Source organism: Vibrio sp. J2-3(2022) (assembly GCF_021725735.1).
Lineage (GTDB): Bacteria > Pseudomonadota > Gammaproteobacteria > Enterobacterales > Vibrionaceae > Vibrio > Vibrio diabolicus.
In genome coordinates this window covers 24,013-36,505 of record NZ_JAKKCK010000010.1, presented here as the reverse complement: position 1 = coordinate 36,505, position 12,493 = coordinate 24,013, and the positions used below count along the sequence as shown (strand labels likewise).

Genomic DNA, 12,493 nt, shown 5'->3' with positions numbered 1-12,493 from the left:
GGCAAACTTAGACACATGGATAATCAGGCTTTTCAAAAGTGTACACATTCCAACCATTTGTGGATAAAGCTGTGAATTGCGTTGATAAAGTGTATTTGGATCTTTTGATCCACAATATGTAGTGATGATCCTGATCTAACTGTGTGTATATCTATAACTATCCCCAGATGGGAAAGTGCTTGAATCCCTTATTTTGTCCGGGTTTCGAACAGTTGATAAATAATTACTTCACAGAGTTATACACAGGTAGCACATAAAATCCGGATCGCAAACGCTATCGATTTTCGATCGACAATAAAAAAGCCGAGATCACATGATCTCGGCTTTCTATGAAAATCTTACTTTCAATTAGCAGTGGAAATTAAAATTCACCCACGGCCAATTTTAGTTTCTTCATTGCATTTTTTTCTAGCTGGCGAATACGCTCGGCAGAAACACCGAACTCATCAGCTAAGTCTTGCAATGTTGCTTTCTCATCATCTAACCAACGAGAACGCACGATGCGCTGACTACGCTCATCCAAACTCGCTAATGCATGACCCAGACGATTATTGGTATGCATTTCCCAGTTTGCAGCTTCGATGTTGTCAGCCACATCAGACGATTTGTCTTCTAGGTACAGCATTGGCGCTGTGTAAGCGTTTGAGCTGTCGTCTTCGTCAGTTGGCATATCAAAGGTTGAATCCACCGCCGCTAAGCGTGATTCCATCTCGCGAACTTCAGAAGGCTCAACACCTAACTCACGCGCAACGGTTTCGACTTCACCGTTGTTAAACCAACCCAAGCGCTTTTTCGACTTACGCAAATTGAAGAACAACTTACGTTGCGCTTTAGTGGTCGCAATTTTCACGATACGCCAGTTACGTAGCACGTATTCGTGGATCTCTGCTTTGATCCAGTGGACAGCAAAAGACACCAAGCGAACCCCTACTTCTGGGTTAAAACGCTTAACGGCTTTCATTAGACCGATGTTACCCTCTTGCACAAGGTCCGCCATTGGCAAACCGTAGCCAGAGTAACCACGAGCAACGTGAACAACGAATCGTAGGTGCGAAAGAATTAGACCTTTTGCAGCCTCAATCTCACCTTTGTAGTGTAATCGTTCTGCCAGCTCACGCTCTTCGTCTGCAGTCAGCATTGGGTAGCTGTTTACTGAGCGAATATAGCTATCAAGGCTATCTTGCGTGACTAGAGCCATCGGATACGCTTCTTTTGTCATTCAATTCCTCATCAATCTCTGATCTGGAGCATTACATTGCAAATTTAGCTTCGATATCTTGAACTCAAAATGAACAAGTTTCAAGAAGGGGAAGCAATTATCCATAAACATTCGGTCTAAACAAGGGATCCAGATTAGCTAGTGCTAATAAAATCCGAGTAGTAAGACCTTCATCACTTAAACTGGTTCAATTTCTTTCAAATGTCGTTGCGCAGAAAAGCGCGCCGCAATGCATCCCAAAAGACTACCAATGATGATTAATAGCAAAGATTCATCCCAGCTTAAACCAATCAGGCGAAACTGGCTGTCGTACAACGCAGCAAGATCTTCCACCGCACTATTCATAACAATGGTCACTAAAGCCGTTACCAACCACGCGATGGTGGCACCTAATACGCCAAACCACATCCCCGTGTACAAATAAGGACGCAGAATAAAACTGTCCGTCGCACCGATCAGTTTCATGGTTTGAATCTCTTCTTTATTCGCCAGCACATTAAATCGCAACGTGTTGCCAACGATTAAAAATACCGCACCGAGCATCAACACTGTCAGAGTAATGACAATAATACTCGCGAGAGTTTTGATCGCATCAAGACGCGCCAGCCAGTCTTCGTCAAGTCTCACATCGGTCACGTCTTGTTGCTCTCGAACGTCTTTGGCTAATGACTGAATATCACTTTTTAGCTCCGAGGCTGGCGTAATCACCAACACACCGGGTAGCGCATAGCCACTTAAAAGGCTGATAGCCTGATCGAATCCTGCATATTGGCTCAAATCAGACAGACCTTGCTGTGGAGAAATATATTCTACTTCTTTTACCAAAGGCCAAGTTTCAATTTGATCTTTGAGAACCATTACACGTGCATCCGGCATGCCTTCTACTAAGTAAGCACTAACTTGCGAGGGAGATGCCACATCTTCCGCGGCACCCGCGACGTTTTTGCCCAGTAGATACAAACAAGCTGGCATAGCAAGTGCCATTGAAATCACGGCTAGGGTCAGGATATTACCTAAAGGTCGTTGCCATAAGGCGCTAAAAGAGGATTTTGCTTGTTTTGCGTGGACAGAGAAAAAACCATCGGTATTTGCACGCTTGGCACTGCGGCCTTTCCCCTTCTTTTGGGAGTGCTTGTTACCTGCCATAGTCTTCTACCTCACTTAGGAAGCCTTGGTTTAATTCAAAATGACGATACTGTGGGCGAGTGTTTACTAACCCCACATCGTGCGTGGCGAGTAAGATGGTCACTCCAGCACGATTAAATTCTTCGAACAAACGCAATACGCGATTGGATAGTTCGGGATCGAGGTTACCTGTCGGCTCATCAGCCACCAGCAACGTTGGTCGATTGACCACAGCACGGGCAATACCGACGCGTTGTTGCTCACCACCAGAGAGTTGGCTCGGCAGGCAACGAGCCTTATCAAGCAAGCCCGTTTTATCTAACGCCGCAGAAACACGGCGTTTGATTTCGTTTTCAGAAATCGATTCGATACGCATCGGCAGAGCAACATTGTCGTACACACTGCGATCCATCAATAGACGATGGTCTTGAAAAACAATCCCAATATTGCGGCGCAAAAAAGGGATGTCTTTGCTTGGAATGCGCGTGATATCGTGACCATTAAAATGGATTTTTCCATCGGTCGGGCGCTCTATCGCACAAATCAATTTCAGCAAGGTACTTTTACCAGCCCCGGAATGCCCGCCTAAAAACGCCATTTCACCGCGCCTCAGGTGAAAATCGACTTTTTGCAGTGCTTGTCGACCACCTCGGTAAGCTTTGCTCACTTGCTGAAATTTGATCACCGCTGATTTCCTCTAACTCTTTTTATTCTTCACGACTAAACAGTGCGTCAATAAACTCTTGAGTTTCAAATGGACGCAAGTCTTCGATACCTTCACCCACACCAATGTAACGAATTGGAATACCGAACTGATCAGCAATAGCGAAAATTACTCCGCCCTTGGCTGTACCATCCAGCTTAGTCAAGGTAATCCCGGTTAGAGGGGCAACATCACTGAAAAGTTTCGCTTGGCTAATGGCATTTTGCCCTGTACCTGCGTCTAGCGTTAGCATGATCTCGTGTGGTGCTGAGTCATCAATTTTCTTCATCACACGTACAATCTTACGCAGCTCTTCCATTAGGTTCGCTTTATTCTGTAGACGACCCGCAGTATCAGCAATCACAACATCCACACCACGTGCTTTTGCCGCTTCAATCGCATCATAGATAACAGAAGCACTGTCTGCGCCAGTATGTTGAGCAATCACAGGAACATTATTACGTTCACCCCACACTTGTAGCTGCTCAACCGCTGCGGCACGGAAAGTATCGCCCGCTGCAAGCATCACTTTTTTACCTTGAGTTTGGAACTGCTTGGCAAGCTTACCGATGGTCGTAGTTTTACCCACGCCATTTACACCCACCATTAAGATAACGTAAGGCGTTTTGTTGCTATCGATTTCTAGTGGCTGCTCGACTTTAGAAAGAATCTCAGCCATTTCTTCTTTCAACAAACCATAAAGGGCTTCGCCGTCTTTTAGATCGCCACGTGTGGCTTTTTCTGTCAGGTTGTTGATGATTTTTGTTGTGGTATTCATGCCCACATCAGCAATAAGCAGTTGCTCTTCTAGCTCTTCAAATAAGTCCTCATCGATTTTCTTACCGCTGAATAGACCGAAGAAGCCAGCACCAATATTTGCTTTTGTTCGGCTTAGGCTACGTTTAAGACGAGCAAAAAAGCTTTCTGTTGGCTTTTCTTGTTCTTGAACACGAGGCGCGGCCGATACGACTTCTGGCTCCTCTGCTTCTGCTTCTGCTTCTGCTTCTGCTTCTGCTTCTGCTTCTGCTTCTGCTTCTGCTTCTGCTTCTGCTTCTGCTTCTGCTTCTGCTTCTGCTTCTGCTGGGGCAGCCTCCGCTTTTTTCGATTCTTCTTCAAGTTCTGGCGTTGCTTCCGCTTGCTCAGCAGCCGCGTCGGTTTGCTGCTCTTCAGAAGGCGCTTCCACTGCTTCTTCTTTTACTGTTTCTTCAGTTTTTGGTTTTGGGCTTTGTTCTTCGTCACCAAAACCTAGCCACGAAAGTAATCCGCGCTTCTTTTTTTCCGTCATCTGGGGCTATCCTAGATTGTTCTTTTATCTATTAATGACTCTTTTTTGACAAGATTATTATCTGTCTAAAAAAGGCTAATGACAAAGTTCTGAAAACTTTCCGATTAGGTAATTCTAATCTTATTAGTGTTACACTCTGTCATCTTGAATATTCTGGGCTGTATCCAAGCTCCAAGCTCACGGCTTGGGCGATTAGATATAGTATCACTTTATTAGCGGTCAAAAAATCTATGGTAAGACGTCGCCAGCAAAACTCATCACAAAAAAAGCCAACAACGGGCTTTGTTCGCATTATTAGTGGCTTATGGAGAGGCAGAAAACTTCCTGTACACGATGCTGAAGGCTTACGCCCAACGACCGATCGCGTCAAAGAAACGCTATTTAACTGGCTGGCTCAAGATGTGCCGCAAGCAAAATGTCTCGACTTGTTTGCCGGCTCCGGCGGCTTAGGCTTTGAGTCGGCTTCGCGCCAAGCAGAGCAAGTGACCATGGTCGAGCTGAACCCACAAGCTTTCCAGCAATTACAGAAGAACGTGACATCTCTTAACGCGAACAACATCCAAGTAGTGAATACCGACGCACTGAGCTTTTTAAAACAGCCGGGTACTGCGCACCATGTGGTGTTTATTGACCCACCGTTTCGTAAGGGACTATTGGATGAAACCGTGGCTCTGCTAGAACAAAATGGCTGGCTCGCGGAAGACGCGATGATTTATATTGAAACAGAAAAAGAACTCAATATTGCCGACTTACCAGAAAACTGGCAGTTACATCGAGAAAAAACAGCAGGCCAAGTGAGTTACCGTCTGTATGAACGTACCTCCGCATAACGCCTCGATTTAAAAGGACACTTAAATGAAAGCATTAATTCTGCTGGCCAAAGCGGCTATCGCCTTTGTTTGGTTAGTATTGATCCTCAATATCTTTATGCCGTTTCCCGGTAATGCCGCGATTGCGCTGTACATCATGACCGCTTTTTTGTTCATCATGCACGGTTTACAAATGGCCATCTTCATTGGCGCATTTGGCGACAAAATTAAAATGAGCAGTTGGGAAAAATATTCCATCCTGATCTTTGGTATTTTTGCCCTGCTCGATATTCGTCGTAAACACATGATGTAATCGCCCAAATACTAAAAAGCCGCTCACAAGAGCGGCTTTTTTATTGCGTTTCTTCCATCACCCAAGATAGCTCTTAACACCATCCAAAAACATTTGAGTAGAGATCATCACCAGCAACAAGCCCATTAAACGCTCTACCGCTTTTAAGCCACGCTCGCCCAACAAACGATTAAAGAAGCCATAAAACATTAGAATAAAGAATGTTGCGCCCCACGCAATCACAACTGATGCGGACATTTCCAACATTTTTTCTGGATGCTGTGAAGATAGCAAAAGCAATGCTGCAATCACTGAAGGGCCCGCGATCATAGGAATGGCCATCGGAACAATAAAGGGTTCCTCGCCTGCCGCCAGTCCAGTGATGCTGCCAGCACTCGGAAAGATCATCTTAATCGCGATAATGAAGAGAATAATGCCACCTGAAATGCTGAGCGTTTCTGGCTGGACATGCAAAAAACTTAAGATGCTTTGTCCTGCAAACAGAAACAACATCAAGATCAGTAAGGCAAACAGTAGTTCACGAATCAATACCTTACGGCGACGCTTAGGATCGATGTGCTTGAGAATAGACAACACAATCGGCAAATTACCGAGAGGGTCCATGATTAGAAACAGCATGGTCGCTGCAGAAAGAATGTCCATATTCTGGCCTCACCTAAAAAATGGCGGCCAGTGTATAGCAAACTGACAACGTGAGTACATGGCTGAGGGCGAAAACAGCATATTCACCCTCGCATCATAGCCGCCGCTTAGTGATTACAGACACGCGCCATATTGACCACAAACTTACCTTCAAGCTCACGTATTTTGTCGCGCTTGAGCAAAAATGCTAGCAATGCATCTAAGTCTAGATCATTCAGTTTACAGGTGTGAAAGCGAACGGTGTTGCCAAAGTGCTGTGCCAGCGCTTCGCGACCCATTGGCGTTTCTCGAAGTAGGTTTAGCAGCTCGTGGGCATGGATTTCACTCATTATTGACTCCAGTCATCAAGAACAATACGTCCAGTTTACTGAAATCTTCGGGAGCTGCTTTGACTTAAATTAGTAAATGATAGAGGCAACAATGAGGGCGTGGGCAAAGAAGTAGCTACCACTTACCCACAAATAGGCGTGTTTCATCGGTTTTCGGTAACCGTGTATCGCATACGCCAACGCCGAATAGATCAAAACTAGGGTTCCGCTGAAACCGATAGCATTGGCATAGCTCGGGGCCTGCAACCAAACTTCACCCGCCGCCCAAGCAAGCTGAACCAACATCATCCCCATGATCACAACAGGAAACACCAGAGAGTCGAGTTGAGGTAGCAACAAAAAGAACGCCACGATACTCGCTGCGAGCAGTAGGGCCAACAGCCACCAGACAATCTCACCATTAAGCTGCACCCAAAATGACTTGCTATAGCACACCTGAGCAAGCAAATACGCAGCAAAGTAAATTAGCTTGCGAGTTTTAAATGAGTGCAGCGTATCTGCCACCATAGACACAATAAGCCCACCCGCAATCCAGTAGGTATATGTTGCGGATGCGCCTTGAGTTAACACCAACACAAGAAGAAGTAGCAGAGTAAAGATTTTAAACACGAGGGATTGTGTCGGGTTAGCTTGTTTTGCTCCCAACACGGAATACACACCTGATAGCCCTATCGCCAGCCAACTCCACATGCCGTATACACCTTTTACTTAAACTCGCCGCTAGTCTAGGTAGACCAGTTTTGATGTAAAGACACAATCTGCGAAAGTTGGATCTCGCTAGCGATTCGAAACATTTTGTAACCCTCAGTCTGCACAACAATTAAGTCGATGAGCCTTAATGACGGCCATAAATATGGGGCAGAGCCCTATCCCATGAGCCAAGTTCATCAAATCACACGGCACAATAACCCGCGCTAAGTCAGGCCATTTAACTAAAAAGCAGCCCAATGGCCTTGGTAACCCATTACGTCAAAAACTGATGACTAAACCATCAGACTGTATACATCACAGGCAACAAGAATAAATAACAGACACAAAACAGAAAATCGTCTTGGTAGCGAGCTAAGATAGTAGAAACCACCGATGAACAGATTAGAACAACATGAAAAGTCAAACTTAACTCAATAACAAAAACATCAAATAGCGAACGTAAGCTAATGATAAATAAAGCCACATTCTCAATAACCATCGAAAACACCGACTTCATAAACCATCAAATCACTAAACACTTTTTTAAGCCCATATTTTCTCATTAGATAAGAAAATTCCCCTTCCACACCTCAACTCAATGATGCACCTCCATAGCACATCTTTTTATTTTCTCAATTTTTGAGAAACACAGACAAAATCGGCAATCAACATACCAACCGAAACAAAAAACAATTTCCAAGCCAACAACAAACCAAGATTGACACTTTAAAATCATATGCTTAAATAAAATACGAACAACAATCACACAATACGAGCATTTTAAATACAACACAAAAAACACAGTTTCATTAGTCAAAAACACGTAAAAAAAGACAAGTTAAGTGTATTTTTTGAAAAGATTATCGAGCATATGTTGATCAAACCCCAAAAACAGTGCTATATTAAATTCATCGAGTTCATCAAAGATTAAGGGGTAGTGTTATGATTTCATCTTCTCAAAAACAAGGGCTGGTAATGATTGCAGTGGTTGTGGGTTTAATGACACTGCCAATGATGTACTAACCTACTGATTAAAAATAAAAAAGGACGCAAATGCGTCCTTTTTTATTTATCTGTGCTTTTCTACTGTATGTGTTTGGACAAGATATCCCAATGCATGTAGTAGAAACCAAGAGCGGCGAGCGTAATCAACGTCATTAGCAAAATTGCTGCACGCCAAATAAAACGAGAGCTTCTTGGCGTTAGCTCTTTTTCACAAGCGTCACATGCCGCCATAAAGCCTTTCCGATCATCCAGCTTATAATCGTCTTCGTGAACCACTTTATTACGCACAGTAGCGATAAAACGAAGCTTCGCTATCACGTCATGTGGTAAACGTTCTTCACAACTATTAATAAGTTGGTGTAACCCTTTCCCTTCTGCATGGTACTGAGTACGCAAAAGTTTTTCGATCGTTCGGGTACGCATGACTACTTTTTCAATATCTGACATCGTAACCCTCCTTACCAGACCCTTCCCGTGTTCGTTATTTTTATTCTTCTATAAATTTAGAGCTTTTTCGAGCCGTTAAGTGCAATTTTACTTTCAATTTGTGCCCTTGAGCGCATATAGCCAGACAAGTGAAAGCTGCTTAGTTCAGCTTTAGTGACGTAGCTTGCAGATGAAGCAACGATTTCATCGCGTCCCCATTGAGATAAACCGTGAAGTGCGCCGAATAAAATTCATGTCCCTTTCATTAGATTATGAATAAGTTATCTCAACTCATCGTTTCATCAATGAGTTCTGTAGAATAGAGCTCAATGAAACATCGGAGGTTAACATGCCAATCTCACTTATTGTCGCCCTGTTCGCCCTTATTGCTTTGGGCGCATGGGTATTTTTTCGTTTCTATAGCAAGCACTATGTGGGCGAAGACGCTCCAGAACAAAGTGCACAGGTAACTATTTTAGATAAGCAAGCTATCGACATCCCAGATGCACCACCAGGCCAAGACGACCAAGAATATTGGATTTATGTCCAACGCGGTTCTATTGGCCCTAAACGAGAGTTCCAAATTGGAGTGCACTACTACCATGCACTCAACCCTGGAGATAAAGGAACGCTAACCTATCGTGGTAACAAATTCCTTCACTTCGCCATCAAACGTTAAGGCAGTAACCAACGAGTCTTGGCAGAGCGAGAAAATAGATAGCTCATCGCCAAGGCTCCAGCTCCACTGATAATGATCCAGACTGGAATCACCCATGCGGGATGTCCGGTGTACCAACCAAACGCTTTCATCGGCCATAAGAAAATTGGGTGAAGTAAGTAAATCCCCAAGCTGTGCTGACTGATCACACTCACCACTTTTTGTACTTTTGGTGACAAGCCTTCCCCAAAGTAACGACCGATCATGAAAATCATCGAAGCCGCTAGAATGACATTCAGTGTTTTGTAAGAAAGCCAGCGTCCAACCGTGTACTTCTCCGCCTCTAAACTGTTCGTCACGACCATAGTAAATGTCACAGCCAACGCGACGAGGCCAAACCCTGTAAATAAGGTCACCATAGAGCGGTTCAAAGGCACTTTTTGAAATAGAACATAACCCAGAGGAAGGTAACCCATGTAGAGCCACATTTGGTTACTCCACGGACCATCAATCTTGAACAAAAACAGCGTGCTGGTGAAAAGCCAAAATGCGAGATAGGTATACAACACATTGTCATCAACGTTGCGTACCATCCATTGGAACAACGGAATCACAAAATACAGCGGTATAAAGTAATAGAAAAAACCGAGGTGGTAATACGTTGCGTGGAATGGGCTATTGCTTAACACCTCTTTTACGGTTTCAAAGTCAAACCCTTGAGCCGTCCAGCCAGAGAGGTATGCATAAAACATCGACCAAATAAGAAATGGGACTAAGACTTTGCCTAAACGCCTTTTGATATAATACTTACCGTCAAATGGTCGAGTATCACTGAGCATCAACGCTCCGGTGATCAGAATGAAAACTGGCACCGCCCAGCGGGTAACGCTATTAACGCCTACCGCCGTCAACCATTGGTCAAACGGGATCACTCCTAACTCATTTCGATAAGGGGCCAAGACGTGAATGGCGATCACTGCCACCGCAGCAAAGCAGCGCAATAAATCAAAAAACAGAACCCTTTCTCTCATACCTTTCCCTACTTTGAGTCGCTTATCGTTTATAGCATAGGGTAAATCTCAGCCAGTGAAATGGTTAACAATCTGTTTTTGCTTATTTTTAACGCAACAATGACCTACAACGGGGATTTCATCGCCACTCTAATCCGTTGGCGGGAACAAAAACCAAACATCAGCATGAACTCACGAGACCGAATCCACACCACTTGATTACGCCGCGTGACGTACAAGAAACAAAAAATGGCTCCAAGTTGGAGCCATTTTGTACGATCTACAGATAAAAACACCGGGCAAAATTTACGCTGTGGCAACGTTAGCTTTTGGCAACTTAATCGAAATCAACGTCGTCAGCGCCAAGAAAGCAAAGGAGACCCATAAGCACGCCGCAAGACCAGCCTCTTGGTAGATCCAACCCGATAATACCGTGCCAATCAAACGTCCCATCGCATTGGCCATGTAATAGAAGCCAACATCCAGAGATACGCCATCGCCTTTGGCATAGCTCACAATCAGATACGAGTGCAGTGAAGAGTTAATGGCAAACACAGCGCCAAAAATCATTAACCCCACAACAATCACCAACTCAGGCTGCCAACCGATTTGCACACCATAAGCAATACCGCCCGTAATTAACGCAAGAATTCCTGCCCATACTAATGCTGCACTACCATCAGGCACGCGACCTTGCGCTTTGCCAGTAATACGCGGCGCAAAGCCTTGCACAAACCCATAAGCAATGACCCATGCGGCTAAAAAGCCACCGACCCACAAGTGATCCCAGCCAAACACACTGCCAAGATAAATAGGCAGAGCGACCACAAACCACACATCACGCGCCCCAAACAAGAACATACGCGCCGCAGATAAAATATTTATAGATTCGGACTTGGAGAAAATTTGGCGAAACTTAGGTTTGCTCTTTGCTTTACCCATGTCTGCTTCTAGCCAGATCATGCTGCAAACAAACACCAATGCCAGCACACTCGACATAATAAACATCGAGTTTTGGAAGCCCACCCAAGACAACAGCAAGCCACCAACAAAAAAGCCCGCCCCTTTGAGTGCATTCTTCGAGCCTGTCAAAATCGCCACCCATTTGTAGAGTGCGCCTTGCTGCTCGTCTGGTACTAATGTTTTAATCGCACTCTTGGCACTCATCTTGTTGAGATCTTTGGCAACCCCCGACAAAGCTTGCGCCGCCATCACCCAAGGAATCGTCAGCCATGCGTTGGGTACTGCCAGCATCAACAACGCAAACACTTGCATCGCTAAACCAATGTTCATGGTTTTGTTCAGGCCTAACCTTGCGCCCAACCACCCACCAATCAAATTGGTCACCACACCAAAAAATTCATAGAAAAGGAACAGTGAGGCAATAGCTAACGTGGAATAACCCAAGTCGTGAAAATAGAGCACCACCAGCATACGCAGCGCTCCGTCGGTCACGGTAAAGTTCCAATAGTTAAACGTCACTAACATGTACTGACGAATACTTTTGCTCAATTGAGAAATCATATTGACCTCTTATGTACAGCGATAGAAGCATTTAGATCATCATGTGCCAAATGCTTATTAACCTGTACACCAACCATAAGGCGATACAACCTTAGTTCGAATTCACAAACACACCGAAATTTAAAAATGGACAAAGATAACCAATAAAAACAAAAGCTTAAATTAAAATCTTTAGTTTTACTGCTGACCTATTTTCCATTATATAAACTGGAAAATAGTTTTTGGATCATGATGTTCCAAAAGCTATTTAAGCTGATCAAGCGTCTTGCGCCACGCGTTCGATGTACTCAAGCTGCACCGGTTTTGTAAACGCACCAGGGCGAAGCGCCTGCACTTCTCGCACGATATCTTCTAACTGCCATTTCTTCTCTAGCAACAAGTGAGCCGCAAACAAACCTGTGCGACCCGAGCCGCCCATGCAGTGCATCGCGACTTTGCCACCTTGAGCAAGAATCGCATGCAGTTCCGGACTGGCTTGTTGCCACTTCGCCGCAAATTCTTCACTTGGTGCACAGTCATCTTCAATCTCGATCTGGAACCATTTCATGCCCAGTTGTTGGGTAACTTCACCCAAATCCGCAACGTCTTTCGCTGCTAACTCGCTATCGTCCAATGCAGTAACGACCGCTTGAACCCCCTGCTCCTTCAACTGTTCCAACGATGCTTTCAACTCGACGCCTTTGGTGCCCGGGCACGGTGTTAGGACTAATGCACCAGAGTCCAAATCTAATTGCCATGTAGGATGAGACATTATG

14 protein-coding genes are annotated in these 12,493 nt (G+C 44.6%); 3 read left to right on the top strand and 11 right to left on the bottom strand.

Translation table 11 applies throughout. The features are described from left to right. Positions 1-361: 361 nt before the first annotated feature. The 4 genes from rpoH to ftsY form a co-directional block, all read right to left on the bottom strand. Positions 362-1,219 carry an RNA polymerase sigma factor RpoH gene (gene rpoH / locus L3V27_RS21870; protein WP_005378693.1) on the bottom strand — a complete coding sequence of 286 codons (858 nt, stop codon included), beginning with the start codon at positions 1,217-1,219 and terminating at the stop codon, positions 362-364. Between the two features lie 177 nt (positions 1,220-1,396). Continuing rightward, on the bottom strand, positions 1,397-2,365 hold the full coding sequence (ftsX, locus tag L3V27_RS21865) for a permease-like cell division protein FtsX (RefSeq protein ID WP_005393793.1): 969 nt from the start codon (positions 2,363-2,365) through the stop codon (positions 1,397-1,399). After that, entirely contained in the window at positions 2,355-3,029 is a 675-nt protein-coding gene (gene ftsE, locus L3V27_RS21860; protein ID WP_005393800.1) for a cell division ATP-binding protein FtsE, read from the bottom strand. Before ftsE ends, ftsX begins: the two co-directional genes overlap by 11 nt. 22 nt (positions 3,030-3,051) lie before the next feature. After that, positions 3,052-4,332 carry a signal recognition particle-docking protein FtsY gene (gene ftsY / locus L3V27_RS21855; protein ID WP_237312716.1) on the bottom strand — a complete coding sequence of 427 codons (1,281 nt, stop codon included), beginning with the start codon at positions 4,330-4,332 and terminating at the stop codon, positions 3,052-3,054. 230 nt (positions 4,333-4,562) lie between these two features. Here ftsY and rsmD point away from each other — a divergent pair, with 230 nt between their 5' ends. Both rsmD and L3V27_RS21845 read left to right on the top strand, forming a co-directional pair. Further along, positions 4,563-5,162: a 16S rRNA (guanine(966)-N(2))-methyltransferase RsmD gene (gene rsmD, locus L3V27_RS21850; RefSeq protein WP_114324084.1), complete on the top strand. Its 600-nt coding sequence runs from the start codon at positions 4,563-4,565 to the stop codon at positions 5,160-5,162. Positions 5,163-5,187: 25 nt separating this feature from the next. Continuing rightward, the gene (locus L3V27_RS21845; RefSeq protein ID WP_005393805.1) at positions 5,188-5,454 is read left to right on the top strand and encodes a DUF1145 domain-containing protein; all 267 of its coding nucleotides are present in this window, start codon (positions 5,188-5,190) and stop codon (positions 5,452-5,454) included. Positions 5,455-5,511: 57 nt separating this feature from the next. Here L3V27_RS21845 and L3V27_RS21840 read toward each other — a convergent pair whose 3' ends face one another. The 4 genes from L3V27_RS21840 to L3V27_RS21825 form a co-directional block, all read right to left on the bottom strand. Continuing rightward, positions 5,512-6,096, bottom strand: a complete 585-nt coding sequence (locus tag L3V27_RS21840; RefSeq protein WP_005393807.1) for a YhgN family NAAT transporter — start codon at positions 6,094-6,096, stop codon at positions 5,512-5,514. 107 nt (positions 6,097-6,203) lie between these two features. Continuing rightward, positions 6,204-6,425, bottom strand: coding sequence for a YecH family metal-binding protein (locus L3V27_RS21835; protein WP_237312715.1), 222 nt, complete (start codon positions 6,423-6,425; stop codon positions 6,204-6,206). Positions 6,426-6,494: 69 nt separating this feature from the next. After that, complete coding sequence (locus L3V27_RS21830; RefSeq protein WP_005393811.1) at positions 6,495-7,115, bottom strand: lysoplasmalogenase; 621 nt, start codon at positions 7,113-7,115, stop codon at positions 6,495-6,497. Positions 7,116-8,198: 1,083 nt separating this feature from the next. Next, positions 8,199-8,567 carry a hypothetical protein gene (locus L3V27_RS21825; protein WP_005393815.1) on the bottom strand — a complete coding sequence of 123 codons (369 nt, stop codon included), beginning with the start codon at positions 8,565-8,567 and terminating at the stop codon, positions 8,199-8,201. Positions 8,568-8,895: 328 nt separating this feature from the next. Between L3V27_RS21825 and L3V27_RS21820 the strand changes: the two genes are divergently transcribed. Next, positions 8,896-9,225, top strand: coding sequence for a DUF2500 domain-containing protein (locus L3V27_RS21820; RefSeq protein ID WP_005393817.1), 330 nt, complete (start codon positions 8,896-8,898; stop codon positions 9,223-9,225). Here the strand turns inward: L3V27_RS21820 and L3V27_RS21815 are convergent. The 3 genes from L3V27_RS21815 to L3V27_RS21805 all read right to left on the bottom strand — a co-directional run bounded on the left by L3V27_RS21815 (position 9,222) and on the right by L3V27_RS21805 (position 12,489). Further along, positions 9,222-10,235, bottom strand: a complete 1,014-nt coding sequence (locus tag L3V27_RS21815; RefSeq protein WP_005393819.1) for an acyltransferase family protein — start codon at positions 10,233-10,235, stop codon at positions 9,222-9,224. The two genes, L3V27_RS21820 and L3V27_RS21815, sit on opposite strands and share 4 nt — an antisense overlap. A gap of 285 nt (positions 10,236-10,520) precedes the next feature. After that, positions 10,521-11,738, bottom strand: a complete 1,218-nt coding sequence (arsJ, locus tag L3V27_RS21810) for an organoarsenical effux MFS transporter ArsJ (protein ID WP_237312714.1) — start codon at positions 11,736-11,738, stop codon at positions 10,521-10,523. Between the two features lie 256 nt (positions 11,739-11,994). Then, positions 11,995-12,489 (bottom strand): cyclin-dependent kinase inhibitor 3 family protein, encoded by a 495-nt coding sequence (locus L3V27_RS21805; protein ID WP_182037232.1) that lies wholly within the window; start codon positions 12,487-12,489, stop codon positions 11,995-11,997. Positions 12,490-12,493: the final 4 nt, after the last annotated feature.